This window comes from Thiorhodovibrio frisius, from assembly GCF_033954835.1.
Lineage (GTDB): Bacteria > Pseudomonadota > Gammaproteobacteria > Chromatiales > Chromatiaceae > Thiorhodovibrio > Thiorhodovibrio frisius.
In genome coordinates this window covers 1,199,319-1,226,219 of sequence record NZ_CP121471.1, presented here as the reverse complement: position 1 = coordinate 1,226,219, position 26,901 = coordinate 1,199,319, and the positions used below count along the sequence as shown (strand labels likewise).

Below are 26,901 nucleotides of genomic sequence, written 5' to 3'. Positions count from 1 at the left end.
GATTTCGGCTCGTTCTGGGCCGGGTGCGCTAAGCTTTGCCCTTGGACCCTGACCACACCCACACCCAGACCCACACCCAGACCCAGACCCAGACCCAGACAATCGTGGTTCAGCATTCGCCATGCATCTCCCTGACCGATAGGCCAAGCCTTGAGCGATCCCAATTTCCAACCCCAATCTCATCCCGACGCCGCCGCCAAGACACCGCCCCCACCCAAACCGGCTGCGGCGGTTAGCAGGCACCGTACCCTCGGCCTGCAGACGCGCCTGACGCTGCTGTTTTTCGGCATCGCGCTCTTTGTCTCGGCCTTTACCACGCTGACGCTGTTGCAAGTGGCGCGCGACCAGGTGCGCGACGATCTGCGCCAACGGCTGCTCGATCTCGCCCAAATCGGCACCCTGGCCATCGACGGCGACCGGCATGCCGCCATCACCACGGAGGCAGGCATGCAGGCGCCGGATTATCTGCAAATCAAAGCCATCCTCCAGGGCATCCGCGATTCGGACGCAGACATCGGCGAGGTGTACAGCATGCGCCGCGGGGCCAATAGCGGCATCGAGTTCGTGGTCGATGCCGAGGAAGATCCCGCCAATCTGGCTGCGCTGGGCGATGTCTACGAGGAGCCTGGCGAGGCGCTTGCCAAGCACTTCGCCACCCTGGACAGCCCGCTGACCGAGAGCGATTTCTACAGCGACCAATGGGGCACCTGGCTATCCGGCTATGCACCCATCCGCAATAGCGAAGGCGCGCGCGTGGCCTTGCTCGGCATCGACATCTCCGCCGCCACCGTCAAAGCCTACGAGCAACGACTGACCCTGATTGCCGGCGGAATTTTCCTGCTATCGGTGCCCTTGGTTCTGCTGATCGGTTACCTGGTCGGTCGCGCCATCGCCCGCCCCATCGCCCAGCTTGAGCACGGTGTCGCCCTGGTCGGCGAGGACGATCTCAGCGTGCGCATCAACAGCAACAGACCCGATGAAATCGGCCGACTGGCGGATGCCTTCGACCGCATGGCTGACAGCCTGGCCGAGAGCCACGCGCGCCGCACCGAGTTACTGAATCAATATCGCGGCCTGTTTGACAACGCGGTCGAGGGCATCTTCCAGACCACCACCGACGGGCACTTCCTGAACGCCAACCCGGCGCTGCTTGAGTTACTAGGCTATCCGTCACTCGAGGCCCTGCAGGCGCAGGTGCGCAACATCGCTACCGATGTTTATGTGGACCCGGCAACGCGGGAAGAATTGATCGCGCACATGCGCCGAGACGCGCGCGTCGATGCCAGAGAGGTCGAACTCAAACGCCGTGACGGCCACCACTTCTGGGCCGAGATCAGCCTGCGCGCGGGCCACCACCCCGACACCATCGAGGGCATGCTGATTGATGTCACCGCGCGCCGCGAGCGCCAGCAGGCCGAGCAGGCACGCCAGGCGGCCGAAGCGGCGAACGCGGCCAAGAGCGGTTTTCTCGCCAACATGAGCCACGAAATTCGCACCCCACTCAATGCCATCATGGGGCTGACAGACCTGCTGCTGCGCGGCACCCTTGAAGAACGCCAGCGGGAGTTCCTGACCAAGACGAAACTCGCCTCCAAAAGTCTGCTCGCGGTCATCAACGACATCCTCGATTTTTCCAAGATCGAAGCCGGACATCTGGAGATTGAACAGACCGATTTCTCGCTCCATGAGTTGATAGCCAATCTGAGCGAGATGTTCGCCTACCGCGCGCACGAGAAGGGCGTCGAGTTAGTCGTCGCCATCGCACCCGGTACCCCGACGGAACTCATTGGCGACCCGACCCGGCTGAGTCAGATCCTGATCAACCTGACCGGCAATGCGCTTAAATTTACCCAGCAGGGCGAGGTGCAGATCACCGCTGATCTTGCCCAAACCAGCGGCACGCCAGGCAGCGAGGAGGCCCCAGACACCGTCAAGCTGCGTCTGCAGGTCCGCGATACCGGCCCCGGCATCGCCCCCGAGCGACTCGATGCTATCTTCGAGGCCTTCGCCCAAGCCGACGGCTCGGTCACCCGCCGTCATGGCGGCACCGGACTAGGGCTAGCCATCTGCCGGCGGCTCGCGCATCTGATGGGTGGGGATGTGACAGTCGCGAGCGTCCCCGGCCAGGGCAGCACCTTCACCGCCACTGCGTGCCTGCGGCGCCAGCCGAACCGCGCCGCTTCGCCACTGCGCACCCCAGCCGACCTGCGCGGCTTGCGGGTGCTGGTGGTGGAGGACAACGCCACCTCGCGCGAGATGCTGGTCGCCCAGATCGAATCCTTCCACATGCGAGCGGTGGCGGTCGCCTCCGGCGAAGAGGCGCTCAACCAGTTGGCCGACCCAGCGCAGAGCTTCGATCTGGTGCTGCTCGACTGGAAAATGCCCGGCCTCAATGGGCTGGAAACCGCCGTGCGCATCCGCCAGGACCTCAAGCTGCCGCACACCCCGATGGTATGCATGATCTCCGCCTATGCACGCGAGGACCTGTTGCAACAATCCGAACGCTCGGTACTGGACGCCTTCCTGCACAAGCCGGTCAATCAGTCCTTCCTGTTCGACACCATTGTGTCCCTGTTCGGCCATCAGGACGCCGCCGCCAGCACCCGTCCGGTGCTGCTGGCCGAAGCCAGCGACCGCCAGCCTCCGGATCTCAGCGGCCAGCGCGTGCTGCTGGTCGAAGATATCGAGATGAACCGGCTGGTCGCGTTGGAATGGCTCGAAGCCGCCAGACTCGACACCGACATTGCCGAAAATGGCCTGGAAGCGCTGAACAAGGTGCGCGAGAACACCTACAACGCGGTACTGATGGACATCCAAATGCCCGAGCTGGACGGACTGGAAGCCACCCGCCGCATCCGCGCCGAATTCCCTGATCGCCACCTGCCCATCATTGCCATGACCGCCCACGCGCTCAAGGGCGACATGGAGCGCTGCCTGGCCGCCGGCATGGACGATTATCTGAGCAAACCCATTGACCCGGCACAGCTATTCGGCGCACTCGAACGCTGGCTGCAGCCAGAGGGCGCGCAGCCCGCACCAGAGCCGACCGCAACCGATCAAGCAACGCCCGCACCGGCTGCAAACCCGGAAGCCCCCGAACTCGATCAGCACCCCCTGCCCGGCATCGACCTCCAGGGCGGACTCGCGCGCGCCAACAACAACCGCAAGCTTTATCTGAAAATCCTGCGCAGCTTCTTCGCCAGCAATCAACACAGCCTGCCCGAAATCACCGCCGCGCTCCAGGCCGGACAGAGCGAGGACGCACGCCGGCGGGTTCATAGCATCAAAGGCATGGCCGGCAATCTGGGTGCCGAGTCCTTGCATCAGGCCGCCCTGGCCCTGGAGGCCGCTGTGGTCGAGCAAGGCAGCGCCGCCGCGGAAGATGCAACCTGGCAGGCATTCAGCCAGCAATTTACCCAGGTGATTGAGGGCTTGCGCCCGCTCATCAAGGCACCAGAGGCTGCCGCCACCGCCCAGACACTAGCTCCCGCCAACCCCGAATCGGCGCTGGACCCCGCCGCCACTCGGGAACTGCTGCAACAACTGGCCAGCCAGCTCGACGACGACCTCGGTGCCGCAGGCGACACCCTCGAAACACTGCGCGAGACCCTGCTAACATGGTCCGTCACCGATGGCAGCGCCGACAATCGCCACGCACCGATCGCCACCGCCATCGACGACTTCGATATCGAAACCGCCATCGAACTGGTACAGCAATGCCTGGCCGAACTCCCCCCGCCAGAAAGCCAATGATCACCTCGCACCCCAAAGCATCGAGTCACTATTCCACCTGACATCCAAACGCCGCCCCATCGCCCATGAACACCGCCGAACGCCGCCACAAGATTCTGATCGTCGACGACACCAAAGAGAATATCGAGCTGCTGATGGAACTCTTTCGCGGTGACTATCGCGTCAGCGCCGCCACCACGCCGGAGCGCGCGCTCAAGCTCGCGCGCACCGATCCGCAGCCCGACCTGATTCTGCTCGACATCCTGATGCCAGAGATGGACGGCTACCAGGTGTGCGCCGCCCTGAAAAACGACGATGCCACCAAGCGCATCCCGGTGATCTTCGTCACCGCCGTATCCGAAGTGATGGACGCAGCCAAAGGCTTTGCCAGCGGCGCCGTGGATTACATCACCAAACCCTTCCATCCGCCGGTGGTCAAGGCCAGGGTCGCGCTGCATCTCGACCTCAAAAACAAATACGAATTGCTCGAAACCTACGCCTTTATCGACGCCCTGACAGAAATCCCCAACCGGCGCCGCTTCGAGCAGACCCTGGACGAGGAATGGCGTCGTGCCCAGCGCACCGGTCAGCCGCTGTCGCTGCTGCTGTTCGACGTGGACCACTTCAAGCCATTCAATGACAACTACGGCCACGGCAAGGGTGATCAGTGTCTGCGCCAGATCGCGCACGCTGCGAGCAACGTGCTGCGCCGCTCGGGAGATTTCATCGCCCGCTACGGCGGTGAGGAATTCATGGTCGTGCTGCCGCACGCCGACGCCGAACAGGCCACCGCCATCGCCCAAGACATCAGCGACGCAGTCGATGCCCTGGCCATTGTGCACGAGCATTCGCCAGTCGATGCCCATGTCACCATCAGCATCGGCCTGGTCACCTTCCACCCGCATCCGTCCGGCCAATCCTCGCACACCAATGCAGCACTGGTGGAACTGGCCGACCGCGCTTTGTACGCGGCCAAAGGCGCTGGCCGCCACCGCATTGAGCAGATCGACCCTGACTCATGAGCGCAGCCAAAGCGAAGCAAATAGTATGGCATGGCGTCGGCCACACCAGCCTGAGGCTGCTCGCCCTGACCGCGCTTGCGCTACCCGCCTTCAACTGCGCAAGCGCGGTCGCACCGGCAGAAGAGTCCCCTCGCGCCCAAAGACCAGCCAGACACCCAGCTCCCAGCCTGACCGCCGACCAGGCTGCCCAGCGCGCCTGGGAGCAAACCGGCGGCCATGTCATCAGCATCCGCCAGCAGCCCGATGGCTACTGGGTACGCATGCTGAGCGCCCGTGGCCAGGTGCGGGAAATCTGGATCCCCTCGACGAACCGCTGAATGCCTGGAGCCAACCCGCCACAGCGCAAATCCGGCATCCACGTTCAACGTCAGCGCCAAAACCGGTATATTTAGGGGTTTGCCGCAGCCTGAGCCGCCAAAAATACCGTGATCCCAACCGACCTCGTCAACACCTTTCAGAATCAGTTCGACCTCAGAAGCTTTGAACGCGGCGTACGTTATTTTCGCAACGGCCGCGTCCAGAGCCTGAACATCGACTCTGAACGCAGCATGCTGAACGGCCGGGTGCGGGGTTCTGGCAATCAGGTTTACGCGACCCTGGTGCAGATCTCCCAGCCGAGAATTGGCGTGTTGGAACTCACCGGGCAATGCTCCTGCCCGCTTGGCCACAACTGCAAGCATATCGTCGCCTTGCTGTTCGCAGCCGAAAAGCGCCTGCGCGAAGGCACTGCCGATGCCCAGGACGGACAAGGCGTTCTGCCCGGCAGTGCGGCCGCTCCTCTGCCGCGCGAGCTGCTCAACTGGCTGGCTGGCGCCGAGCAGCTTCAGCAGCACCTAACCAAAGACGATAACTATTGCCTGCTGTTTCAAATCGAAATGGCGACCGAGCATCACCGTCGCATGCTATTTCTGACAGGCCAAAAAACCCGCTGCTTGAGCGACGGCGGTTTTGGCAAACGCGAGCCATTTTCCCTGCTCGGGCGCTCGCAGGCAGGCTTCATCACCCCCACCGATCAGCGCATCATGGCCCTGACCGAGAGCGTCACCAGCTCGCGCGGTGGTCCAACCAATCGCCACCGCCTGCGCATTGTCGGCCCCGGCAGCGCCGATCTGCTGCACCAGCTCGCACTCAGCGGACGCGCCTACTGGGAATCCGGCGACCAGCCCCTGAAATGGCAGCCGCCACTGCGCGGCGCATTCCGCTGGCAACTCCAGGGCGACGCTACCCTCAACATCCACCTCGACGGCGGCCCACCCGACACCCTGCTGCTCCCCTGCGAGCCGCCCTGCTGGCTCGATCCGAACAACGGGCACTGCGGCCTGCTCGAGACCGACCTCGACCCGGCCACCGCCACCCTGCTGGTGCAGGCCCCCGCCGTGCCAAGCAGCGCCGCCGAGCCGCTGCGCCAGCGCCTGAACGACCGCCTGCCCAAACTCAAGCTGCCGCTGCCTCCGGCAGTTGAGCGCGAGCGCGTGACTGATATCAAACCCGTGCCAACACTGGAACTCTGGAGCGAGCACCGCGAAGTCGCGCGCGAGCTGCGCCATTGGGGTATGCAGGAATATCCCACCTGGGTCGATGGCGCATCTTTAAGCTTCCGTTATGGCAAACGCCTGATCCCGCTCGACAACCCCCTACCCATGGTCGAGGACGTGCGCGATGGCGTCGTGGTGGAATGCCCGCGCGACCGGGAGCGCGAGCGCCGCGCCAGCCTGGAACTCAGCGCGCTCGGTTTCAGCTTTGAATACCACACCCACGGCCGCCTATTCCTGAGCGATCCAGACAGCGACTGGCTGCAATTCATGGCTTACGGCCTGCCCAGACTGCGCGAGAAAGGCTGGGACATCATCATCAACCCGAACTTCCGCTACCAACTCGCCGACATCGACGACTGGGAGTTCCAGGTGGAAGACGAGGCTCAGGACGCCTGGTTCAGCCTGTCGCTTGGGGTCGAAGTCGAAGGCCAACGCGTCGACCTGCTACCGCTGCTGGTCGAGCTGATGCACAACTATCGCGACCGCTTCAGCGCCGAGGCCCTGGCCGCCACCGAAGACGATGCCAAGCTACCAATCAAGCTCCCCGACGGGCGCTACGCCATGATGCCGCTTGAGCGCGTGCGGCCACTGCTAACAACCCTGATCGAGCTCTACGACGACAAGCCGCTCGACAAGGACGGGCGCCTGCGCCTGGCGCACAGCCAGCGCGGCGAGCTGGCCCAGCTCGCCCAAGCGCTACCCGACACGCGCTGGTCCGGCGCCGAAAAAGCGCTCGAATGGGGCAAGCGACTGCGGGATTTCGAGGGCATCGCGCCGGTTGAGCCACCGGCAAGTCTGAATGCCGAACTGCGCCCCTATCAGCGCAAGGGGCTCGACTGGCTGCAATTCCTGCGCGACTTCGAGCTTGGCGGCGTGCTGGCCGACGACATGGGCCTGGGCAAAACCATCCAATGCCTGACCCATCTGCTGGTCGAGAAAACCGCCGGTCGCGCCGACCTCCCGAGTCTGGTGGTTGCCCCCACCAGCCTGATGTTCAACTGGCGCCGCGAGGCCGAGCGCTTCACGCCCGAGCTGAAAGTCCTGTTACTACAGGGCGCGGACAGGCGCGCGCGTTTCCCCGAAATTCCCGCGCATGATTTGGTGTTGACCACCTATCCCTTGCTGCCGCGCGATTATCAAGAACTGGCCGCGCATCAATACCACCTGCTGATTCTCGATGAAGCCCAAGCGGTCAAGAACCCGCGCAGCAAGGCGGCCGAGGCGGTGCGCATCATCAACGCCCGCCATCGGCTGTGCCTGACCGGCACGCCACTGGAGAATCACTTGGGCGAACTCTGGGCGCTGATCGACTTCTTAATGCCCGGCCTGCTCGGCGATGATCGCCGCTTCAAGCGGCTGTTCCGCAACCCGATTGAAAAGTTCAACGACCAGCCGCGCGCGGAACAACTGCGCCGGCGCATCGCCCCTTTCATGCTGCGCCGCACCAAGGAGGAAGTCGCCCCCGAGCTGCCGCCCAAGACCGAGATCCTGCGCGAAGTACCGCTCGGCGGCGCCCAGCGCGATCTCTACGAGACTCTGCGCTTGGCCATGCACGAGCGGGTGCGCAAGGAGGTCGAGCGCAAGGGCCTGTCGCGCAGTGGCATTGTAATTCTCGATGCCCTGCTGAAACTGCGCCAGGTCTGCTGCGATCCGCGGCTGTTGTCGCTTGAGAGCGCAAAAAAGGTCAAGGAATCGGCCAAACTCGAAATGCTGCTGGAACTCCTGGCCGATCTGCGCGAGGAGGGCCGGCGCATTCTGCTCTTCTCCCAGTTCGCCAGCATGCTGGATCTGATCGAAGGCGAACTCAAAACCCGCCAAAAAATGCGCCCGGAGCAGGACTATGTGAAGCTCACCGGCCGCACCAAGAATCGCGATGTACTGGTCGATCGCTTCCAGTCCGGCGAGGTGCCGGTGTTTCTGATCAGCCTGAAAGCCGGCGGCAGCGGCCTCAACCTGACCGCTGCCGACACCGTCATCCACTACGACCCCTGGTGGAACCCCGCCGCCGAGCGCCAGGCCACCGACCGCGCCCATCGCATCGGCCAGGACAAGCCCGTATTCGTCTATAAATTGCTCACCGAAGGCACAGTGGAGCAAAAAGTCGCCGAGCTACAAGCACGCAAGCAGGCCCTGGCCGACGCCATGCTGACCGGCGGTGCCGCCGCCACCTCCAGCCTGAGCGCGGCCGATCTCGACATGCTGTTCGCGCCCATTGCAGAGGGCGAGAAATAGCCGGGATCAGAACCATCTGCCCAACGGCGGTCAGCTCGACGTCGCCCAACAGATGACCAACCATGAGAGCGCCCGCACCACCGGCCTCTGCGACCGGCGCCAATCTCACATCAGCGTGGATGAAGTAGTGCGCATCGGACTTTGAATGGGGTCGTTCACGGCCATGAACGGACATAGCCGTACCGAATCATACGCTTGCCGTGCCAGTTTCCGACCCAACCTGCGCGTCTTCGAGGTCCGAGTCACAACGTACCGATCTGGCCTTCCCAGCCATGTATCCGGCGCTAGACTATATATATACACAGTCTTCTGGGGGCGCCGATCATGTCACCCACGCAGTCGGGGCCGATGGAAGGCTCCAGCGGTTTCGCCCGGTGAAAGCCCCGACCACCGCTGAACTCACCGAGCTGACGCATACCATCGCCGAACGGGTCGGGTGCTTTCTGCAACGCCAGGGACTGCTTGCTGGAGCGTTACGCGCAGATCAGCTATCTGACCGGCGATGGCCTGGAGGCCGGGCCGATGGACCAGCTGATCGGCCACTCGATCACCTATCGAATTGCCGTCGGCCCACAGGCGGGTCGGAAGGTGTTCACGCTGCAAACTCTGCCAGACAGCGGGAAGGCGTTCGATGACCCGGTGGGTCAGGTGTCCGGATTCTCCCTGCATGCTGGCGTCGCGGCCAAGGCCCGTCAACGCCAAAAGCTAGAACGGCTGTGCCGCTACATCTCAGCAATGACCTGGTCGCAGCGCCTCAAACGCGTCTTCGGCATCGACATCGAGACCTGTGCGGCCTGCGCCGGCGTGCTGCGGATCATCGCCTGCATCGAAGACCTTGCGGTGATCCAGAAGATTCTCACCCACATCGACAGCAAAAACGCTTCCGCCGAACCCGCCCGGTTCCGCCGTGTCGGGCGCCACCGCAGGCGCGTTGGTTCTGATCGAACCTACCACCAGCCCACCACCCGCCCCACATCACCGGCGCCAACCCGGAAAGGCCAAGCTAGGGCAGCGCTCGCCTTAACCGGCAGAATCCGCCCCAACTCGCCCCACTGACGGACAATTTCCCGGCGCGGGAGGCTGGGACTCAGGTCGATATTCCCTCGAAAGCAGCGTTGACAGCCGCCAAACGACCGATTGATACTTGGACGACCTGGGGAACAGGGCGTTTATGCTTCCTATACTCGCTGAGCAAGGCATTTAACTCGGTGCGCGAGTTCAACGCCCACCGCGCCACCTATGCCGAGCGCATCAAACTGCTCAATGCCTTGAAGAGCATCGATCAGCGCTGGGAACCGCAGCTTGAGGAGACCATCGAGGCCTTCAGCCACGACTGGGAGCGGCGCATTGACTCCAGCGTCACCACCATCATCGGCCTCCTGCGGGAAGCCCTGACGTTTCGCATCAACCGCGTGGTGCGCGTCAGCGATCTGCAGTCAGACGCGGACCGGCGCGAAATTCAGCAAAGCTTGCAGAAAACTTTCCAGGACGGACTGCGCAAGCTTGAGGTCGAGGCACAAGCCCAGATCCGCAGCCATTTTCGCCACAACGTCTGGAATCTACCGGCGGATTCCCTGCTGCAAAAAGACCTTTTCTCCGACGAAGTCGGCAGGGCGCTGGGACTCAATCGCGTGCAGATGGCGTTGGCGGGAGCCGCAGCCGGAGCGACCACCGGCGTCGGCATCGACCTGTCCCTGGCTGGCGGCAGCCTAGGCGCCGGACTCTTGCTGGGCGCCGCAGCCGGCAGCGTGCTCGGCGCACTTGGCGGCGCGGCGCTAGCCAAGGTCGACATCCAGCGCACCCTTGGCGTCGAGCGCTTCTCGCTCGGGCCGGTCAGCAATCAGCGTTTTCCTTTCATTCTCCTCGATCGCATCCTGCTTTACTGCGCCCGCGCGATGAACTGGTCACACGGTCGCAAGGCCGCGGATGACAGCGCCCCCAATCGGGTTCCTGACCGGCTGGCAAAGCGCAAGCGCGGCTATACTGAAGAACTTTCCCAGGATCAGCTCAAAACGCTGGCCAAGTTCTTTGGCGACGTGCCCAAAGCCAAAGAAAGCAAGTTCGAAGACGACAGCCGCTTGATTCTCGCCGAGTTACTGCAAGGATTGTCAGCAAGCGAGATCGACAGTCGCGCGGAGCTTTGAGCGCCGACCTGAGGGCAACAAAAAAGTCATACGGTTGTCACAAAAACAGTATACTTTTTGTCAAACTACTGCTCTAAGCTATTGGGCAAGAGCGGCAAAGGCGCCATATTCACAAGCTAGGCAATCGCAGGCCCGTATTAGCAGGCCAGCATACCGAGCCTGCGCTGCTGCCGATCGAGCGATGCCAGATCAATCATCGCTCGAACGATGAATCGCCCCATGAGTCTTCGAGCAATCGCTGCCTCGCATCATCCTGGGATTGCAGGTGCCAGCGATGCCGAGACCAGATCCCATGCTGTTTCGAGCTAACACGATTACCTTGAGGGGATGCCTCCATGCACAGGGAACCCATCACCCGGGCCGCGTCACCAGACGCCGACGCCGACCCAGGCCTTGGCCTTGAGCTGCCCGTTTTTATCCGCTATCGCAAACGCCGTTTCCAGGGCGCGCGCCTGCGCGCACTTTCGAGCGATGAGCTTGAGGTGAGCGTCCATTCGCTCACACTCCCGCCCGGAACCCCGGTTGAACTGGAATTTTTGCACAGCGGACGCCAATGGCGCCTACCCGCCCAAGTCGCCCGCGGCAGCCGCGAGGGGCTCGGACTGCGACTCGATGTCCCGCAGCCAGAGCTGCTGCGGAACGTCCAGAACAAGTCCGATGAGCACATGAACCCGGCCGCTTACCCGTGACAACAAAGGTACCGGGGAAGACTGCGCGTGCCTCACGCGCGGCGTATCACTGTCAGCGTGATCGCGCTTAGAGCTCCTAGAGCTTCATGACAGTGTAACCCTGGGCTCCCAGCTCGATTTCGGCCGCCAGCGCGCCCAAGGCGACGCCGATGTCGTCACGCACGTTCTGATAGTAGTAACCGCTATCGACGATCGCCTGACCGCAGACGTAAAGCTTCACACCCGCATCCTTGAGCTTGCCGCCACCGCAGGCGCGTTGGTTCTGATCGAACCTACCACCAGCCTACCACCCGCCCCACATCACCGGCGCCGACCCTGAAAGGCCAGCTAGGGAAGCGCTCGCCTTAACCGGCAGAACCCGCCCCAACTCGCCCCACTGACGGACAATTTCCCGGCTCGGAAGGCTGGGACTCAGGTCGATATTCCCTCGAAAGCAGCGTTGACAGCCGCCAAACGACCGATCAATACTTCGACGACCTGGGGAGCAGGGCGTTTATGCTTCCTATACTCGCCTGGCGCGGGACCGCGAAAGCCCGGTCGATCCGTCGCTGCGGCTTGGTGGGGACGGCGCTGGCCATGGTCCGCTGCGGGTGGTGATCGGCGGCTTCGGTCGCGTTGGCCATACCATCGGCGCCATTTTGTCTGGCAATGGCATCGCCTATGTCGCCTTCGAGTCCAACCCGGAGTTAGTCGCGAGCTGGCGCCGCGAGGGTTGTCCGTTCTACTACGGGGATGTCGGCGATCCGCATTTGCTCGAGACGGTGGACATCGATCAGGTCGATCTGGTCGTGTTGACCATCGACGATCAGCGCGCCGCCATCAAGGCCACCGAGTTGATCCGCGCCTATGCGCCTGGCGTGATGATCGTCGCGCGCGCGCGACCTGACTGCCTGCGACGCGCTCTTGCGCGCCGGCGCCACCCGCGCCTTTCCCGAAGCGGTCGAGGCCAGCCTGCGCCTGGCCGCGGAAACCCTGAGCGCGCTCGATCTCGCCACCGAGGAAGTCGACATGCTGCTCGACAACGCCTGCGGCGGCGGCTATGCCCTGGTACGCGAGGAGGTGCCGGAGGATCTCAACCGTGGCGATTGAGCGCGACTGCGCGGGCGATTAATCATCATCTCATCCCCCGAATGATTGCCGGGCCGGGCTGGGAGGCAGGCGTGCATCATTGGCGTCGCGCGGCCGGTCCGCGCACGCGTGACTTTCGAGGATACCAGCCAAGGTCTTGCCAGCTTGGCGTTGCTCGCGACTGGCGGCCATTCTCTCGGATCGGCGCGCGTGACGCGCCTGCATGATGCCTGTTCTGGCCGCGATTCATCACCCCTTGGGGCGAGGACATGCCGTCGGTGACTCCAGGTTTTTACTTGCTGATATAGGGGAAAACAACTAAACTCAGGTCAGCGAAACTCCAACAGTGGCTGGTGTTTGGGCATTCGGATCTGAGTAGCTGCCGTGGTGATTGGCTCGGAATCGACGAAATGCGTCCGGTCCCGCCGCATGGCCAGGAGCCAGAAATCCTGTCCGCGGCGGGTGCATGTAAACCCGGACTCGAAAATCGGCCCCTAACCGGCGAATTCAACTTCACAACGAGGGGAAGTGTTATGAAAAAGCTCACCGCATTGCTTGCGCTTGGCACTTTGTTGGCAGGTTCTCATGCGTTGGCTGGAACCGTGGAATTTTCATCATGGCCTAAACTGCATAGCGCCGATGGTGGTGGGCCATTTAAGTTTACGGTGAAGGATACTGAAGACCTTGATGGCGTACCAGGCAGCTTTTTCACGTTTTGCTTGGAGATGAAGGAGAAAATAAAGCCCAACTCAGTTTATCAGGCTGTCATTAATACCGGAGCGCAGAGTGGTCCCAAGTTGTATGGAAAGTATGGGGCTAATGATCAGGGTTTCGACGCTCTGTCGTCGGAGACCGCATGGCTTTACAACCAATATGTCATTGGGGAAATTGTATTTGACAAGACAAAGGATGCTACAGGATTCCAAAACGCGATCTGGTATTTCGAAGATGAAGATTATACGAGAAAGAATGATGCAGATATATACATCGACATGGTAACCCATGCAAAAGCGAATGATAATGAAACGTGGGACTGGGGAGGAATTGGCAATGTTCGGGTGCTCAACTTGACGACAGAAGATGGAAAGCCGGCACAGGACGTTTTAACCACCGTCCCCATCCCCGGCGCCGTCTGGTTGTTCGGTTCCGCTTTGCTGGGCTTTGCTGGACTGGCGCGCAGATCAACATGACCTAGAGCCACGCCTCGGCCGTGAAAAGCCCGCGCCTTTGTCGCGGGCTTTTTTTGTGGGTGCGAGGTCAACTGGGGCGACGGGCGTTCAAGGCTCGGGTTGCGCGAGCGGCGGCTATTCCCGGCTTCTCAATCAGATCGGTGACCGCGATGGCGACGCCTGCGCGCGGGTTCCGGTCACAACTCAACGCGGGCGCGGGGGGCGCCGTGAATACTTCCTTGTAGGCTTCACTGCTGCGGCATCCCCTGATCAGATCAAGGCCGCCAGACCTCCGCGCCCGGCACCCAGCCTAATGCGCGTCAAGCGCGGTGCCGAGAAAGAGCCCGGCGCCGGTGGGGGAGGGGATAACCCCGCCAGCCTGGCGCGGCCGCATGCTGATCTTCCAGTCGCCGAGAATTTTCTGGACGCGGGACAGGATTTCGGGCAACTGAGCTTGGACCGGGGCGGAGAGCTCGGTGCCGAGTTCCAGATTCTCGGGAACCACGCCGAGCAGGACGATTTCGCTCGGGCGGTAGTCGAGCAGTTGCGTCAGGGCCAGGACGTCGCTGATGCCGAGATGATGCATGGACATCTTCTTCGACAGGGCGGCGAGGATGGCATCGTTGCACAGGATCTGGATATCGCCGGGCGCGGCATCCGGCGCGAACAGGGCATCGAGCAGCAGGATGAGGTCGTGCTGACGAAAGAGCTCGAGCAGGTCGAGGCCGGTGGTGCCGCCGTCGACCAGCTCGACCTCGGGGGTGAAATCAAAGCCCTGCTCCAGTTGGCGCAGGGTATGGATGCCGACGCCCTCGTCGCTGAGCAGCAGGTGCCCGAGCCCGATGATTAGGGCATTGGGCGCCTTGACCTCGGCGAGCCGGTCGGCCTGGGGGCTGTCCCCCGGAGCCGGCGGATCGCCGTGGTGGTCGAGCATCGCGGCTCGGAAGGCTGGGACTCAGGTCGATATTCCCTCGAAAGCAGCGTTGACAGCCGCCAAACGACCGATCGATCGATACTTGAACGACCTGGATAGCAGAGCGTTTATGCTTCCTATACTCCAGCACCGGGCGCGCGGTTTGGATCGCGCACTCGCTTGTCTCGGCAAGCGTTGGCGCCAATGCCAAGCAGCCGAGCAAAAATGGCTACAGATGCGCGCGCAGCGGATTCAGTGACATCGGTTAGACCCTGTTTCTAAGGAACTAACCGTGTTGTCACAACCCCCGGCCCAGCGCATACCCAAACCGCGGCAAAAGGCGATCAGCAAAAAGTGATACTGGCCAAGTGCCAATTCACCAAGCCTGAACTCCTGATCATCGACGAACCCACCCGAGGTTTCCCGTCGGCCGGGACCATGAGCGTTATAGTGGCCATGGCGCTTGCGTTCAATCTGTCTTGCATGAGGTCTGTTCCTGAATGGTTAGCGAAAGCGAGCGGCACCACACCAACGCGCTTTTAGTCGGAAATATTCGGATTCGACTCAGTATTCATGTCAGACCTGCGCGGTCAAGAACGGCCGCGACATGGGCAATGGCGTGGCCTCCGCGATGGCTCTGTCCATTATGATGGATAGGGCATCAGCCCTTGATGCGCGTCATCACCAGATTGTGGCAGCAGGCCCAAAAAATTTGTCAGAGCCACCTTTCGCGCTGCGTCAGGCTTCAAGGCATCCAAAAGAGTGTAATATTTTAAAATGTTCTGGTTGTAGGTGGCAAAATGGCCGATGTTGTCAGAGCCGATCATGAACCGGCCGGAAAAATCCGAGATCAGGCTTAGCCATTCGGGGCGGATGCGCGGTTCAAGACTGGAGGTCTGGACGTAGTTTTCGAAGATGATCCAGGACAGATCGATATACAGATTGTCGTGTTTGGCGAGCATCTCCCGCAATAGTCCGGTATAGGCGGTCTGGTCCAGATCCAGCATTCGTGACAGCCCGGCATGAGCCCAGATGATCACGGTTTTAGGATGTCGGGCCAGAGCTTCCTGTACCTCATACACATAAATTGGCTTATCCAGCCGGTTACGCGAGGTGGCGTTGTTGTGCAGATTGACGGGCAGGTTTTTTTGGCCCGCCAGATCGTAGATCGGGTCCAGGGCCGGGTGGTTGGCCCGAGCCGTTTCACCGTAGGTCAGGTTGGTCAGATCGTCGCGGTGTCCGAAAACCTCGCCCACGCCTTGCCACAGACCAGGGTATTCCGCCAGCATTCTCTCCACGTGCATCACGGCGTGTTTGTCAGTGGCGTTGAACCCGCAAATAAACGGATGGAAGCGGGAACGGACCTCGCTCGGCAATTCCAAAAAGCGCCTGGCCACCACAAAGTCCGTGGCTGAATACCAGTAGGCCCGGGCGTTATCGTCGAGGTAGTACTTGGGCTCTTCCGGCTCCGCGGCATCCCATTTCTTGACGAGAGGCATGCCGGAAAACATGATGTGATCCACGCCTGCGGCCTTCATGGACTGCAATAAGGCGTCCACTCCCTCGGTTTTTTGCAGAAAATCCGCATAGTGAAAATGGCTGTCGGCAATCGAATAGCTGATGGTAGCGTCCGCGCCAACATTGGGTGGGGCCATGGCTGCAAAGGGCGCTGATAGCCGCTGGGTTGCGCCAGCCAGTAGCCCCGCGGCGGTGATTTTTAAGAATGCTCTGCGATCCATGTCCGCTCCTTTTTTTGGCAATGAATCAGCGCAACGGCTCGGGACAATAAGCCTTGTCATTTCCAACCCAGCGCATGGCCGACACCAGGGCGGCCGTTATGGCAAGCATCCCAGATCGTCAGCAAACGACAGGCGATGGGGAATTCTATTCCATCAGGGAGCTTGCTGATCAAAATAGGTCATCATTCTCAATCCGGTTTCAACCGGGCACTCTACGCGCGACTGGCGCCGCACATGACAGGCGGCGAAAGCGGCGCAACAGGACTTGTTATCGGGGCGCTCTGGGCCGCGCCCGGTGAGACTTTTTTTCCCACCAAGCCTTGGGGCAGTTTACACTTCTCATCATGGAAGCCTTAAAATTCAAAACCGTCGAGGACCTGCTCGACACCCAGGATGAGCGCGTCGAGCTGATCGACGGCGAGATTGTTCAGCGTCCGATGGCGCGCGCGGAGCATGGCGTGGTGCAGCATCGCGCCTCGGTTGAACTTGGTCCATTCGATCATCCGTCTGGGCCGGGCGACTGGTGGATCGCCAGCGAGATCAGCGTGCGCTATTCGCTGCACCAATGCCCAACCCACGACCTCGCGGGGTGGCGCAAGGAGCGGTTGCCAGAGCGTCCGTGCGGTGTGGTTGATGTTCCACCCGATTGGGTGTGTGAAATCATCTCCCCAGGCCATGAGCGCAAAGACACCCTGACGCTGTTTCTGCTCTTGCAGCGCCAAGGGGTGCCGCATTACTGGCTCATCTGGCCGGAGGAACGCTCGTTGATCGCCTTCCAACTCGAGGGCGATACTTATCGGGTCATCGCCAGCGTCACCGCGACCGATCCGGATGAGCGGAAGATGCGTATTCCCCCCTTCGAGGCCGTCGCCATCGATCTGGATTACCTGCTCGGTTAACTAAAGAGAGATATAAGGGGCCGGGGTGGATCACCGTCTCGTGTTAGCAGTTTCGCAAACCTGCTGTCTCAAAACCCACCCCCATCCGTTCATCATGCTCCAACCTCAAGACCGCAGCGAGGCCCAACGCATGCTGGACCAACTCCTGCTAGAACAAAACCTTTTCGATCCCTTCGAGTTCCTGCTCGCCGCCGGCTGGTTGCGCTTTGCGGACTACGAGGCCTGGCGCCTCGGCCGGCAGCCCGAGCTGTTTACCCTGCTGCGCGTCGAACCAAAGGCCAAAGCCACCGAGCTGGCCGCACTGCTCTCGGAATTGCACAGCTATGCCCGCGCCCAGGGTCTGATCGGTCAGCCCCAGCCGCTCGAGCGCTGGGGGCCGGAGCCCACACCGCTGAAGGTCGGCGGGGGCGCCACCGAGCCGCCGCTCGATGCGCTGCTTGGCACCCGGCTTGAGCCCGACCCGGCGCGCAAGCAGCTCGATCTATTCCACGACAGCGGCGCGACCCTGCTCGAGGAACGCCTGCGCGCGGCCCTGCGCGCCCGTCGCCCACAAGCAGCCGCCGAGGCACTGGCCCAACTGCGCGAGCAGCGCCCGACTCATCCCCAGCTCGCTGGCTGGCAGCAACTCATCGACGCCTCCACGACACTGGCCGCCATGCCCGATGCCAGCGTTCGCTTTCAGGCGCTCGACGCCATAGTCCCGATTGCCCGCCACCTGCTCGGCGCAGGCGCGCGCGACTATCTGGCACCGCTGTGGACAGCGCTGGCCGAGGACCTGACGGCGGCCGGCGGCAGCGACAACCTGCCAGCCAATCCCGCGCATCACCCGGCCATGGCCTGGTCCCGCGCCGAGCACTGGCAACAGACACGCACTGCAATCGAGTCCACCCCGGACTGGAGCAGCCATTTCGAGCTGGTCAGGCTACACGCCCGTGCCTGCTGGCAGGACGGCGACCCGCACACCGCCCGCCGTGACTGGCTGTGGCAGTGCTGGGAGCACCCGGATGAGACCGCACGCTTGCTGCTGGCCAAGGACTTCCCCGACCCGGCCCTGGCGGCGGCCTGGCAGCGGTTCGAGGACAGCGACGCCGAGTTCGACAGCGAAGACTTCCCCGCCTGGCTGCTGTTGACCAGCCCCGGCCTGGTCCCGTCAGACCCCGATTTTTCGCCAGCCGATGACAACCTGGCCGACATCTTCGCCGCCGCCCGCGCGCTCCAGGCCGAGCCCGACCAGATCGCCCGGCGCGAGGCACTGGACGCCCACCACGCCGGCCTGCTGCGGGCCTTTCTCGACACCCGCAATCGATCCCAATCACCCCGGCCATGACCACCAGGACTGATACGGACGTCGTGGGCGCACGGGCACCAGGGAGCACCTCGGCGGCCGCAGCAGTGGACGGGTCAGGCGCGACCTCTGGCAGCACCTCAAACAAGCACTCGGGCATCGCGCCAAACGCCAGCTCAGACAAGAACCTATCCCACAGCAAGCTATCGGGCTCGGGTGCCTTCCGCCTAATCGCCGTCGCTGGCGCTAGCGGCTTCATCGGCACCGCGCTCTGCCCAGAACTCGCCAAGCGTTATCAGGTCCGCGCCCTGACCCGCTCGCAGGTCCGCGCCGCTCGCCCCAGCGCGCACCCCAATATCCACTGGGAGCATTGCGATCTGTTCTCGGCGGACGCCGTGCGCCATGGCCTGCGCGATGTCGATGTCGCCATCTATCTGGTCCACTCCCAGGCGCCGTCCTCGCGGCTCACCCAGGCGCAACCGCGCGATATGGACCTGATTCTGGCCGATAACTTCGCTCAAGCGGCGGCCGCCAACGGGGTGCGTCAGATCCTGTTCGTCAGCGGCCTGCTGCCACGCGGTTTCGAGTTCGCACCTTTGCTATGGAACCGCCGCGAGGTCGAGATGGTGCTGGCCGCGCGCGGCTCCCCGGTCACCGCCCTGCGCGCCAGCCTGGTGGTCGGCCCCGGCGGCTCCGGCCCTTCGCTGCTGATCGACCTGGTCCGCCGGCTCCCGGTGATGCTGCTGCCGCCGAGCGCCCAATCCCTGACCCGTCCGATCGCGCTGCAAGACCTGATCCGCGCCCTGCTGCACTGCCTCGGCCGCCCGCAAGACTTCACCGGCGCCTTCGACATCGGCGGCGCCGACGGCCTGAGCTACGCCGAGATGCTGCGCACCACGGCGGATGCGCTCGGCCTCAAGCGGAGATTCATCCCCGTCCCCGTTCTGCCGAAACGCCTGGCCGCTCTAACGGCCCGCTGGGTCGCCGGCGCCCCGCCTGCCCTGGTCGGCGCCATTGTCGAAAGCCTGCCGGAGGACAATCACCTGCGCGACAACCCGGTGCAGCAAGCCATCGCGCCTGAGGCACTCGGCTTTCGCGCCGCGCTGGAGCAAGTGCTGACAGCGCAAAACCCACTGGCCCGCCAGCCAACCCACAGGCCAGCGCGCCAGGCAACTCATAAGCCAGTAGACAAGCCAGCCCACAAGCCAACTCGGCCGATCAGTCCGCGCGCTGTCTGGTTGCCAGCCGACCGAGCGCGCATGCGCCAGCAGAGTCTGGTGCGTTCCATTCAACGCATCATCACCCCGCCCGGCCTGGATGCCGCCTGGGTCGCCGGCAACTACTTCCGCTGGCTCGGTCGCTGCTGTTTCGGACTCATCAAGACCGAGCTTACTCCGGCCAATCCGCCGAACAATCCGGCGGCCAAGCTAGCAGTGGCCGATCGAGGTATCGAGCACAGGTCCGGCCATAGCTCCAACCAGGAGTCCCGCCATTGGACCGTCACCACTCGCTGGCCCCGCATCACCCTGCTGCGCCTCGAGCTGGAACCTGCCCTGAGCACCAGCGAGCGGCGCGTCTATCGCATCGCCGGTGGGCTGCTCGCCCGCCCCAATGCCCCCGCAACCGAGCAGGCCCTGCCGCGCTTCGAATTCCAATCCCTGCTCGACGGCCGTTACACCATGGCCGCGATCCACGACTATGCCCCCGCCCTGCCCTGGGCCATCTACCGCTTCACCCAGGCCCCGCTGCACCTGTGGGTTATGCGTCGCTACCAGCATCGCCTCGCAACACTGGTTTCCGCGCGTTAGCCATTACTCGCGCAGCAGCCAACGCCAGGCGGGAACGATGTCGACGTTGCCGGAAGGTAGTATTTTTTGTCTTTACAATGGAAAACAGAATTCTGCGACTTCAACTGATCGTTGGTTGTATGCTTTCTGCGACCACAAAGCCTTCTTGGACCACCGCGCCTGCATGGCGCCGGAGAATGACCAATGCCAACACAAACACTTAATGCCACAACATTTTTTCGCACAATCTGGCCCCTGCTTGCGCTCGGATTTCTCATCGCGATTGCGCCCCTTGGCCAGACCCGCGCTGCCGATCCGGGCTGGAGACCGGGCTGGTTCGTGATCCTTGGCAGCCTGCCCGAGACCCAGGCTGGCCTAAACCAGGCGCACCTGCTCGCGGGCACCGTTGAGCGGAACTTCCCCTCCGAGCAGCTGATTGTGTCAGAAACCGCCTTCTATCGCGGACTAACACCCGGCCTCTATGTCGTGATGCTCGGGCCCTACCCGAGCGCAGCAGCGGCCCAACGGGAACTGACCACCAGCGGCCTGAAAGAGCTGGTGCCGGATGCCTATGTGAAGCAGGCCAGCGAACGTGTGCTGGAGTGAGTCGCCCTGACTCACAAATGTCTTCCTTATAAACCCAGGCGATCAAGCCGTAACCGCTCGCGCTCGTCGAATAGCCGCCGAGAGCCGATCCAGACCGCTGTCAGGCTGCCGAGTCCTGTTCCGCCAGCGATCAGGAACATAATGAGCAGCTGATATTTGGCTGCCTCCAACGGTGGGCTACCAGCAAGAATCTGCCCGGTCATCATGCCGGGCAGGCTGACCAGGCCGGCGGTGCCCATGGCATTGACGACGGGAATTAGCCCGGAGCGCAGGGCATCGCGGCGCATCTCGCCGATGGCCTCATCCCAGCGCGCGCCGAGCAACAAGCGCGCCTCAATGAGCGCGCGCCCGTCGCTGGCCTGACGGGTGAGATTATCCAGCGCCACCGCGACCCCGGTCATGGTGTTGCCAAGCAGCATGCCGAGCAGCGGGATCAGATACTGCGGCTGATACCAGGGCTCGATTCGAATGATCACCGTGAGCGCCAGCACTGTGATGCTAAAGGACGACAAAAACATCGACAGCGCGCCAATGCCGTAGCCCCAGAAGCCGCGATACCGGCGCTTTTGCCGCGCGCGCACTTCCCAGCCGGCTACCGAAAGCATGAACGCAGCCATGGCGCCAATCAGCCAAAAGTGGGTCGTGGCGAACAGGCTGCCCAGCACCAGCCCGACCAGCATGAGTTGCACCGTGCTGCGCGCAGCCGCAATGAGCACCCGCTTCTCCACGCCCAGGTGCAGCCGCCACGACAGCCCGGCCAGCAGCAACACCAGCAGTGCGGCCAGGCTGAGATCCCAGGGGCTGAGCAGGATGAGATTCATGACTCCTCCACCAGGCGGGGTGTATCAATCAGCAAGCGCCGGGCTCCGGAGTGTGCCGCCAGACGGGCGCGCTGTTCGGGATCATGACTGACCCAGAGCACAGCGGCCTGCCGCGCTTGGCGGTAGTCCAGCACCAGGCGTTCGACTCGCTCGCGATTGCCGGGGTCGAGATTGGCCGTGGGTTCGTCGAGCAGCAATGCCTCGGGCTGGTTGGCGAGCAATCGCGCCAAGGCCAGGCGCTGGCGCTCACCGGTGGACAGGCGCGCAACCGGCCAGTCGATGACATCAGAAGCGAAACCAAGCCCGTCGAGCAAATTGGCAATGGACGTTGATGCGGCCCCTGCCCCGCCGGCATCTGGAAAATGCGCACCAACAGTTTCCGCCCACCAGCCGGAATCGGCCAACAGCAGCCCAACCCGCCGGCGCCAGTCAGCTGGAGCCATGGCAGAACGCGCCTGCCCGCCAAGAAGAACCTGCCCCTGGTGCGGATCCAGATCGGCGATGGCACGCAGTAGCAGGCTTTTGCCAGATCCCGACGGCCCGGACAGCAGCACCAGTGCCCCGGCCGGGATGTCCAGGTCAACCGGCGCCAGCCCGTAGCGAGGTTGTAGGGCTTGCAGTGATAAGCGAGTCATAGGCGAATATGCGGCAGACGCGAATCGAACTTGGTCTTGAATCTGACAGATGCATCTTCCGCAGCGATACACCGCCATGCGGGTTAGAATCTAAGGCATGAAACCAAAGCTACCACGTTCCTACAAGCTCCTACTGTCACTTGCGCTGGTGATCGGCCCCATTACCTGGCTGATGTTCACCGAGGATGGCAGGCGCCGAAGCGATTTGTTCCTGCTGCATATTCTGGGCAACCCGAGCTTTAATATCGCCTATGAGAAGCTCTCGCCCGCAGTGACCGAGGCGCTGATTCGCGAGCAATTCCCAAAGGTGGAGTTCTACTGTGACACCGTGGCGACGGCCTTTGGAGATCGGCTATGCGCGGCTAAGATCGCCTCCTTTAACGGTTTGCCGGCACGCTCGGCGCAACTCTATTTTGCCGGGGAGCAGCTGCGTGTACTGCAACTCGGCTATCGCCGCCCCTATCACGAGATGCTTGAGCGCTCACTGCGCGAAGGGCTCGGCGAACCCCAGGAAGAGTCAACCGCACAACAACCGGTGCTAATTTGGATGACTGACACGGGCGGGCAAGTGATGCTGCCTGCTGAGCAGCCCGAGGCGCGCGAGGACGCAGCGCTGATCTGGCTGGCGCGTCCGAACTGATTCTGCACGGCTGAGGGCTGCCAGTAATCTGGCTGACGCTTTGCTTGTTGCAAGCCCGGTGACCACTCCAGCAATCCGTGCGGCGCGATTTGTATTCCCGAAAGCTCTGGGCATCGGGTTAGAATGTTCGCTGGTGGGGGTTAGCCTACTCGAACTGGCGGCGAGGGACCAAGGCTTTTCGTTAGATAATAAGAATAGGTAGCGCGGCCAGACCCAAACCGAGACCCAAACCGGGACCCGGACCGCGCGCTAAGACAAAGTTGCATAGAACTTTCCGCAAATGCGCGCCGCGCGCCCTTGGGCGCCGGGACGGGCTCATGCAGATACCGGAGGATGGATGATGTTTTTAATCAAAAAGCTGGCGCGGGCACTGCTGATGCTCTTCATCTGGGGGCTTGCAGGCGGGGTGTTCGGCGCTGTTTTCGTGTCCATGCGTTACATGCTTGGCGATCTTGGTTTCGAGAGCTGGTATCCACTGCTGATCGGCGCCTGTGCTGCCGCCATGACCACGGCGGCGCTGTATAGCGCCATGTTCGTGGCGCTGGTGGGTGCCGCTGCCGGAGTGCTAGCCTCAATTGCCTATCTCATGCTCTACCTGCAGGTGGTCGATTTGGCAATCATCACTGCGGTCGCGGCCAGCGCCGGCCTGATTGCCGGCCTGTTTTTCAATCGTGGCAGGGAGGCAAATGCGCGCGCTTTCGGGGTGACATTCACCGGTTTGCTGGCCGGTGCCGGCGCTGGTCTCGCCATTGCCATTGCGCTACAGCTCTATGTAAAACCCATCGACGACATGGTCGTCGTGGCCGGCGTGGTGGCCCTGGTCGGCACGCTCTTTCAGCTCAATCACCACTGGCTGCTGCGCGGCTGCTCTGGCTGGCCCTGGACGCGCTTGGGCGGCCCGCTGGTCGCAGCCTGGATTGCCGGCGTGGTGGGTGTGGGTGTCTGGCTAATGGTCGGCACCACCAGCGCCGGACTTGAGCTCGATGCGGGCAGCAGCCTAAAACACCTGTTCGAGCAGATCCCGAACGGATCGCTCGGCGGCGCTGTCGGCGGTGCTGTGACTGGTCTGCTACTGGAGTTGCTTGGGTTTGGCCTGGCGGACGAGAAGCACGACATTTAGCGCGATTGCTCAGACAAATACGGCAGTGGCCAACCTGTGGGGCGAATGCACTCGTCCGGATGGCCGCAACTCGCACCCATGGGTAACCAGCTACCCATCCGGCGCCGGTTGATAATACCCCTGTCAGCCGTGCCGGGTTGGCGCTGACGCCTTGCTCAGCGCCTGGCGCAGATTGGTCTCAAGCTGCCTGAGTTCCTGACTAGCTGCAGCGCGCGCGCGCCGCCCTTCATCGGCAATGCTCAGGCTCTCCTCGATGGTGGTGATTAGCGCCTGATTGGCGGCCTTGACGGTTTCAATATCAAACACCCCGCGCTCGATCTGAGTGCGCGCCTGGGTATTGGCCTGTTTGAGGTTCTTGGCATTGGCCATGAGGAGCTCGTTGGTCAGGTCAGTGGCGGCCTTGACCGTCTCGGCTGCGCGCCCGGAGCGGAAAATGGTAATCGCCTGAGCGAGCTGTTGGCGCCACAGCGGCACTGTGTTGACCAGGGTGGAGTTGATCTTGTTGATCAGCCCTTTGTCGTTCTCTTGCACCAGGCGAATGCTCGGCAGCGCCTGCATGGTCACCTGGCGGGTCAGGCGCAGGTCATGCACGCGGCGCTCCAGGTCGTCGCGCGCGCCGCGCAGGTCGCGCAGATTTTGCGCCTTGACCATGTCCTCGCTCTGGCTGGCCTCGGCCTCCAGTGCCGGGATGGTGTCGCGGTCGAGTTCGGCCAGCTTGGCATCCCCGGCGACGATATAGGCCTCCAGCTCGCGAAAATAATCCAGATTGGCGTCATAGAGACGATCAAGCGAGACCACATCGGTCATCAGCCGCGTCTTGTGGCGATCAAGCTCCATGCTGATACGCTCGATCTGGTCGCGGACTTCTTCATACTCCTGCAAGAACTTGCGCACCTGTTTGGTCTTGCCGAACAGACGCCCGAGCAGTCCGCGCTTGGCGTTGGGATCGAGCGCTTCGATATCGAAACCGCGCAATTGTCCGACCATGTTATTCAGCGCATCACCGGCGGGGCCGGTGTCCTTGGCGCGCACCCCTTCGAGCATCTGCTCCGAGACCTGCGTGAGCTGCTGCTGAGCCTTGGCACCAAAGTGCAAGATGGATTGACTGTCGCTCAGGTCAATTTCGGCGAGCAGGTGTTTGATGTCGGCCGAGCTAGAGGCTGGCGCGGGCGCCGGCTGCTCTTGGCTGTCGGTTGGCGCGGATTTTAAGGACTGTTCAGTCGCTACTGTCATGTGATGGCCTCCTGCTCAAGCTGCTTTTGCAGTACTTCGATTTGGATATCCAGATCGGTCACATCGGTTTGGGTCAGGCGCTGGCGCTGATGGATGAACTGATCCTCGATGGTGACCAATACCGAACGAAAGCGTTGTTCGAGTTCTGCTGAATCCGTATGGCGATGGGTGTGCACGTAACCCTTGGAAACCTGCTCAGCACCTTCGAGAAACACGGTCAGAAAGCGCCTGGCGCGGCTGAGGTCCGAGGGCCGTGCGGCGATTTGTGCCAGGATATCCCGGCCATGGGCAGCGATGCGCGAGAGCCGGCCACGCAGCTCCTGATTGCCGAGCGCGTGCGCGGCCTGCTCGATCTGGATCAGCCGGCTTTCGGCCTCGGCTAAGGCCTCAGCGACCAAGCGGGATTCGCGGTCGACGGCTTCGAGTCGCTCGCCTTTGAGCCAGGGCTGCATGCCGTAGGCGAGAAAGAAGCCAGTCATCGCCACTAGCGCGAAGGCCAAGCCGACCGAAGCCGCGTAGCCAGCACCCGCAATGGCTGTGATCGCAGTGGCCGCGCCCACCAGCACGCCAGCGACATTGAGCAACGGCAGATATAGGCGACGGGAGAAGCGTCGGCGTGGTTCGCGCGTGCTGTTGAGATAACCGCGCCGGGCGAGGATGGCGGCAACGGCAAAGAGCGCGTAAGCCAGGGCATCGGCGGTGAATGCGCTGAGGTGGCCAGTGACCAGGCTGGCAAAAGCGGCCGGAATCAGGGGGACGGTCGCCAGCCATAGCAACAGCATGCGCGGGGCTTTTGGGCGCCCTTCACGCCAGCGCTGCCAGCTTTGACGAGCACTGTTGGCGGCTTGGCGCACATCGCCGCTGATGTCATGACGGTCGAGTGACATGATGACCTGCCTCAGAAGATCAACGACTGGCAGCTCAGCAGGCTGAGAGTGGAAAATAGCAACACTGCACCCAGAAAGCGCAAACCGCCGCCGGCACGGCGGATGGCGGGCATCTGCGCGACCTCAGCGAGCGGCTGCGCGCCCTGGCCGGGTGCGCCTGTGGTGCTCAGGGGTTGGTGCGATGGGCGAGTGCTGATGTTCATGCGTGCCAGTTTACAACTCGCACGCCTTTCCCGGTAGCCGGCCGGCTTACATCATGCCCTTACATCCTGCCCTTACATCATGCCAAGCTGCAGCAGAGCCTCTTCGGACATGTTGTCCTGACTCCAGGGCGGGTCCCAGACCAGCTCTACCTCCACCTGGCCGACGCCCTCGACCTTCTGCACCGCGTCCTTGACCATCAGCGGCATCATGCCGGCCACCGGGCAGGCGGCGGCAGTCAGGGTCATGTCAACATCCACATTGCCATTGGAGGCGATGTCGATTTTGTAAATCAGGCCCAGGTCGTAGATGTTGACTGGGATTTCCGGATCATGCACGCGGCGCAGCGCAGCGATAATGGGTTCGCGCAGCTCTTCGGCATCCATCTGTTCAACAACTGCCTCCACTTCAGGCACCTCGGGCGATGGCACTCCGGCGGTGTCGTCCGTCTCCGTTGGTTGTTTGTCGCGGCCAAAGCCGGTGAATCGCGCTAGTCTGTTCATTGCCCTTGATTCCCCTGTCAAATTCCCAATCAGTGAGGGAA

At 62.5% G+C, this 26,901-nt stretch carries 24 protein-coding genes and 2 pseudogenes; 17 read left to right on the top strand and 9 right to left on the bottom strand.

Annotation, left to right across the window (positions count from 1 at the left end):
- The first annotated feature begins 150 nt into the window (after positions 1-150).
- From Thiofri_RS05885 to Thiofri_RS05855, 7 genes and pseudogenes are all read left to right on the top strand, one after another.
- Entirely contained in the window at positions 151-3,753 is a 3,603-nt protein-coding gene (locus Thiofri_RS05885; protein ID WP_009150784.1) for a response regulator, read from the top strand.
- 65 nt (positions 3,754-3,818) lie between these two features.
- The gene (locus Thiofri_RS05880; RefSeq protein ID WP_009150783.1) at positions 3,819-4,754 is read left to right on the top strand and encodes a GGDEF domain-containing response regulator; all 936 of its coding nucleotides are present in this window, start codon (positions 3,819-3,821) and stop codon (positions 4,752-4,754) included.
- On the top strand, positions 4,751-5,071 hold the full coding sequence (locus Thiofri_RS05875) for a hypothetical protein (RefSeq protein ID WP_009150782.1): 321 nt from the start codon (positions 4,751-4,753) through the stop codon (positions 5,069-5,071). Before Thiofri_RS05880 ends, Thiofri_RS05875 begins: the two co-directional genes overlap by 4 nt.
- A 108-nt stretch (positions 5,072-5,179) precedes the next feature.
- A complete protein-coding gene (locus Thiofri_RS05870; RefSeq protein WP_009150781.1) occupies positions 5,180-8,521 on the top strand; it encodes a DEAD/DEAH box helicase in 3,342 nt (1,113 codons plus the stop codon).
- A 284-nt stretch (positions 8,522-8,805) separates the two neighbouring features.
- Positions 8,806-9,462, top strand: a pseudogene (locus Thiofri_RS05865) (hypothetical protein); the annotation flags it as partial.
- Positions 9,463-9,729: 267 nt separating this feature from the next.
- Positions 9,730-10,665 (top strand): DUF3482 domain-containing protein, encoded by a 936-nt coding sequence (locus tag Thiofri_RS05860; protein WP_390166793.1) that lies wholly within the window; start codon positions 9,730-9,732, stop codon positions 10,663-10,665.
- Between the two features lie 335 nt (positions 10,666-11,000).
- The gene (locus tag Thiofri_RS05855; protein WP_009150779.1) at positions 11,001-11,354 is read left to right on the top strand and encodes a hypothetical protein; all 354 of its coding nucleotides are present in this window, start codon (positions 11,001-11,003) and stop codon (positions 11,352-11,354) included.
- Positions 11,355-11,430: 76 nt separating this feature from the next.
- Here the strand turns inward: Thiofri_RS05855 and Thiofri_RS05850 are convergent, their stop codons facing one another.
- Positions 11,431-11,574 (bottom strand): hypothetical protein, encoded by a 144-nt coding sequence (locus Thiofri_RS05850; RefSeq protein WP_009150778.1) that lies wholly within the window; start codon positions 11,572-11,574, stop codon positions 11,431-11,433.
- Between the two features lie 370 nt (positions 11,575-11,944).
- Here Thiofri_RS05850 and Thiofri_RS05845 point away from each other — a divergent pair.
- From Thiofri_RS05845 to Thiofri_RS05835, 3 genes and pseudogenes are all read left to right on the top strand, one after another.
- Positions 11,945-12,181, top strand: a pseudogene (locus Thiofri_RS05845) (NAD-binding protein); the annotation flags it as partial.
- A 76-nt stretch (positions 12,182-12,257) separates the two neighbouring features.
- Positions 12,258-12,443, top strand: a complete 186-nt coding sequence (locus Thiofri_RS05840) for a hypothetical protein (RefSeq protein ID WP_040857524.1) — start codon at positions 12,258-12,260, stop codon at positions 12,441-12,443.
- A 512-nt stretch (positions 12,444-12,955) separates the two neighbouring features.
- Entirely contained in the window at positions 12,956-13,612 is a 657-nt protein-coding gene (locus tag Thiofri_RS05835) for a VPLPA-CTERM sorting domain-containing protein (RefSeq protein WP_009150777.1), read from the top strand.
- A gap of 289 nt (positions 13,613-13,901) precedes the next feature.
- Here the strand turns inward: Thiofri_RS05835 and Thiofri_RS05830 are convergent, their stop codons facing one another.
- Positions 13,902-14,525, bottom strand: coding sequence for a HyaD/HybD family hydrogenase maturation endopeptidase (locus Thiofri_RS05830; RefSeq protein WP_009150776.1), 624 nt, complete (start codon positions 14,523-14,525; stop codon positions 13,902-13,904).
- Between the two features lie 109 nt (positions 14,526-14,634).
- On the opposite strand from Thiofri_RS05830, the gene Thiofri_RS05825 reads away from it, so the two are divergent.
- Positions 14,635-14,763, top strand: coding sequence for a hypothetical protein (locus Thiofri_RS05825; protein ID WP_323706018.1), 129 nt, complete (start codon positions 14,635-14,637; stop codon positions 14,761-14,763).
- Between the two features lie 385 nt (positions 14,764-15,148).
- On the opposite strand, the gene Thiofri_RS05820 is transcribed toward Thiofri_RS05825, so the two are convergent.
- On the bottom strand, positions 15,149-16,243 hold the full coding sequence (locus Thiofri_RS05820; RefSeq protein WP_009150775.1) for an amidohydrolase family protein: 1,095 nt from the start codon (positions 16,241-16,243) through the stop codon (positions 15,149-15,151).
- A 344-nt stretch (positions 16,244-16,587) separates the two neighbouring features.
- Between Thiofri_RS05820 and Thiofri_RS05815 the strand changes: the two genes are divergently transcribed.
- The 4 genes from Thiofri_RS05815 to Thiofri_RS05800 all read left to right on the top strand — a co-directional run bounded on the left by Thiofri_RS05815 (position 16,588) and on the right by Thiofri_RS05800 (position 20,820).
- Complete coding sequence (locus tag Thiofri_RS05815) at positions 16,588-17,142, top strand: Uma2 family endonuclease (protein WP_009150774.1); 555 nt, start codon at positions 16,588-16,590, stop codon at positions 17,140-17,142.
- A 94-nt stretch (positions 17,143-17,236) separates the two neighbouring features.
- Positions 17,237-18,469, top strand: a complete 1,233-nt coding sequence (locus Thiofri_RS05810) for a hypothetical protein (protein WP_040857518.1) — start codon at positions 17,237-17,239, stop codon at positions 18,467-18,469.
- Positions 18,466-20,235 (top strand): NAD(P)H-binding protein, encoded by a 1,770-nt coding sequence (locus tag Thiofri_RS05805; protein WP_009150772.1) that lies wholly within the window; start codon positions 18,466-18,468, stop codon positions 20,233-20,235. Before Thiofri_RS05810 ends, Thiofri_RS05805 begins: the two co-directional genes overlap by 4 nt.
- A 183-nt stretch (positions 20,236-20,418) precedes the next feature.
- Entirely contained in the window at positions 20,419-20,820 is a 402-nt protein-coding gene (locus Thiofri_RS05800) for an SPOR domain-containing protein (protein ID WP_009150771.1), read from the top strand.
- A 26-nt stretch (positions 20,821-20,846) separates the two neighbouring features.
- Here Thiofri_RS05800 and Thiofri_RS05795 read toward each other — a convergent pair whose 3' ends face one another.
- On the bottom strand, positions 20,847-21,641 hold the full coding sequence (locus Thiofri_RS05795; protein ID WP_009150770.1) for an ABC transporter permease: 795 nt from the start codon (positions 21,639-21,641) through the stop codon (positions 20,847-20,849).
- On the bottom strand, positions 21,638-22,276 hold the full coding sequence (locus Thiofri_RS05790; RefSeq protein WP_009150769.1) for an ABC transporter ATP-binding protein: 639 nt from the start codon (positions 22,274-22,276) through the stop codon (positions 21,638-21,640). Before Thiofri_RS05790 ends, Thiofri_RS05795 begins: the two co-directional genes overlap by 4 nt.
- Positions 22,277-22,373: 97 nt before the next feature.
- On the opposite strand from Thiofri_RS05790, the gene Thiofri_RS05785 reads away from it, so the two are divergent.
- Complete coding sequence (locus tag Thiofri_RS05785; protein WP_009150768.1) at positions 22,374-22,916, top strand: hypothetical protein; 543 nt, start codon at positions 22,374-22,376, stop codon at positions 22,914-22,916.
- Between the two features lie 337 nt (positions 22,917-23,253).
- The gene (locus tag Thiofri_RS05780) at positions 23,254-24,036 is read left to right on the top strand and encodes a hypothetical protein (RefSeq protein WP_009150767.1); all 783 of its coding nucleotides are present in this window, start codon (positions 23,254-23,256) and stop codon (positions 24,034-24,036) included.
- Positions 24,037-24,159: 123 nt separating this feature from the next.
- Here Thiofri_RS05780 and Thiofri_RS05775 read toward each other — a convergent pair whose 3' ends face one another.
- The 4 genes from Thiofri_RS05775 to Thiofri_RS05760 form a co-directional block, all read right to left on the bottom strand.
- Positions 24,160-25,269, bottom strand: a complete 1,110-nt coding sequence (locus tag Thiofri_RS05775; RefSeq protein ID WP_009150766.1) for a toxic anion resistance protein — start codon at positions 25,267-25,269, stop codon at positions 24,160-24,162.
- Positions 25,266-26,156, bottom strand: a complete 891-nt coding sequence (locus Thiofri_RS05770; protein WP_009150765.1) for a 5-bromo-4-chloroindolyl phosphate hydrolysis family protein — start codon at positions 26,154-26,156, stop codon at positions 25,266-25,268. The genes Thiofri_RS05775 and Thiofri_RS05770 overlap by 4 nt, the downstream gene beginning before the upstream one ends.
- An 11-nt stretch (positions 26,157-26,167) precedes the next feature.
- Positions 26,168-26,359 (bottom strand): hypothetical protein, encoded by a 192-nt coding sequence (locus tag Thiofri_RS05765; protein WP_009150764.1) that lies wholly within the window; start codon positions 26,357-26,359, stop codon positions 26,168-26,170.
- 72 nt (positions 26,360-26,431) lie between these two features.
- Positions 26,432-26,860, bottom strand: coding sequence for an SUF system Fe-S cluster assembly protein (locus tag Thiofri_RS05760; protein WP_009150763.1), 429 nt, complete (start codon positions 26,858-26,860; stop codon positions 26,432-26,434).
- Positions 26,861-26,901: the final 41 nt, after the last annotated feature.

What these genes read in the sequence shown, in the direction of transcription:
- Thiofri_RS05880 (WP_009150783.1), top strand. Translation starts at nt 3,819, where the DNA reads ATGAACACCGCCGAACGCCGCCACAAGATTCTGATCGTCGACGACACC.
- Thiofri_RS05875 (WP_009150782.1), top strand. Translation starts at nt 4,751, where the DNA reads ATGAGCGCAGCCAAAGCGAAGCAAATAGTATGGCATGGCGTCGGCCAC.
- Thiofri_RS05855 (WP_009150779.1), top strand. Translation starts at nt 11,001, where the DNA reads ATGCACAGGGAACCCATCACCCGGGCCGCGTCACCAGACGCCGACGCC.
- Thiofri_RS05835 (WP_009150777.1), top strand. Translation starts at nt 12,956, where the DNA reads ATGAAAAAGCTCACCGCATTGCTTGCGCTTGGCACTTTGTTGGCAGGT.
- Thiofri_RS05830 (WP_009150776.1), bottom strand. Translation starts at nt 14,525, where the DNA reads ATGCTCGACCACCACGGCGATCCGCCGGCTCCGGGGGACAGCCCCCAG.
- Thiofri_RS05825 (WP_323706018.1), top strand. Translation starts at nt 14,635, where the DNA reads ATGCTTCCTATACTCCAGCACCGGGCGCGCGGTTTGGATCGCGCACTC.
- Thiofri_RS05820 (WP_009150775.1), bottom strand. Translation starts at nt 16,243, where the DNA reads ATGGATCGCAGAGCATTCTTAAAAATCACCGCCGCGGGGCTACTGGCT.
- Thiofri_RS05815 (WP_009150774.1), top strand. Translation starts at nt 16,588, where the DNA reads ATGGAAGCCTTAAAATTCAAAACCGTCGAGGACCTGCTCGACACCCAG.
- Thiofri_RS05810 (WP_040857518.1), top strand. Translation starts at nt 17,237, where the DNA reads ATGCTCCAACCTCAAGACCGCAGCGAGGCCCAACGCATGCTGGACCAA.
- Thiofri_RS05805 (WP_009150772.1), top strand. Translation starts at nt 18,466, where the DNA reads ATGACCACCAGGACTGATACGGACGTCGTGGGCGCACGGGCACCAGGG.
- Thiofri_RS05800 (WP_009150771.1), top strand. Translation starts at nt 20,419, where the DNA reads ATGCCAACACAAACACTTAATGCCACAACATTTTTTCGCACAATCTGG.
- Thiofri_RS05795 (WP_009150770.1), bottom strand. Translation starts at nt 21,641, where the DNA reads ATGAATCTCATCCTGCTCAGCCCCTGGGATCTCAGCCTGGCCGCACTG.
- Thiofri_RS05790 (WP_009150769.1), bottom strand. Translation starts at nt 22,276, where the DNA reads ATGACTCGCTTATCACTGCAAGCCCTACAACCTCGCTACGGGCTGGCG.
- Thiofri_RS05785 (WP_009150768.1), top strand. Translation starts at nt 22,374, where the DNA reads ATGAAACCAAAGCTACCACGTTCCTACAAGCTCCTACTGTCACTTGCG.
- Thiofri_RS05780 (WP_009150767.1), top strand. Translation starts at nt 23,254, where the DNA reads ATGATGTTTTTAATCAAAAAGCTGGCGCGGGCACTGCTGATGCTCTTC.
- Thiofri_RS05775 (WP_009150766.1), bottom strand. Translation starts at nt 25,269, where the DNA reads ATGACAGTAGCGACTGAACAGTCCTTAAAATCCGCGCCAACCGACAGC.
- Thiofri_RS05770 (WP_009150765.1), bottom strand. Translation starts at nt 26,156, where the DNA reads ATGTCACTCGACCGTCATGACATCAGCGGCGATGTGCGCCAAGCCGCC.
- Thiofri_RS05765 (WP_009150764.1), bottom strand. Translation starts at nt 26,359, where the DNA reads ATGAACATCAGCACTCGCCCATCGCACCAACCCCTGAGCACCACAGGC.
- Thiofri_RS05760 (WP_009150763.1), bottom strand. Translation starts at nt 26,860, where the DNA reads ATGAACAGACTAGCGCGATTCACCGGCTTTGGCCGCGACAAACAACCA.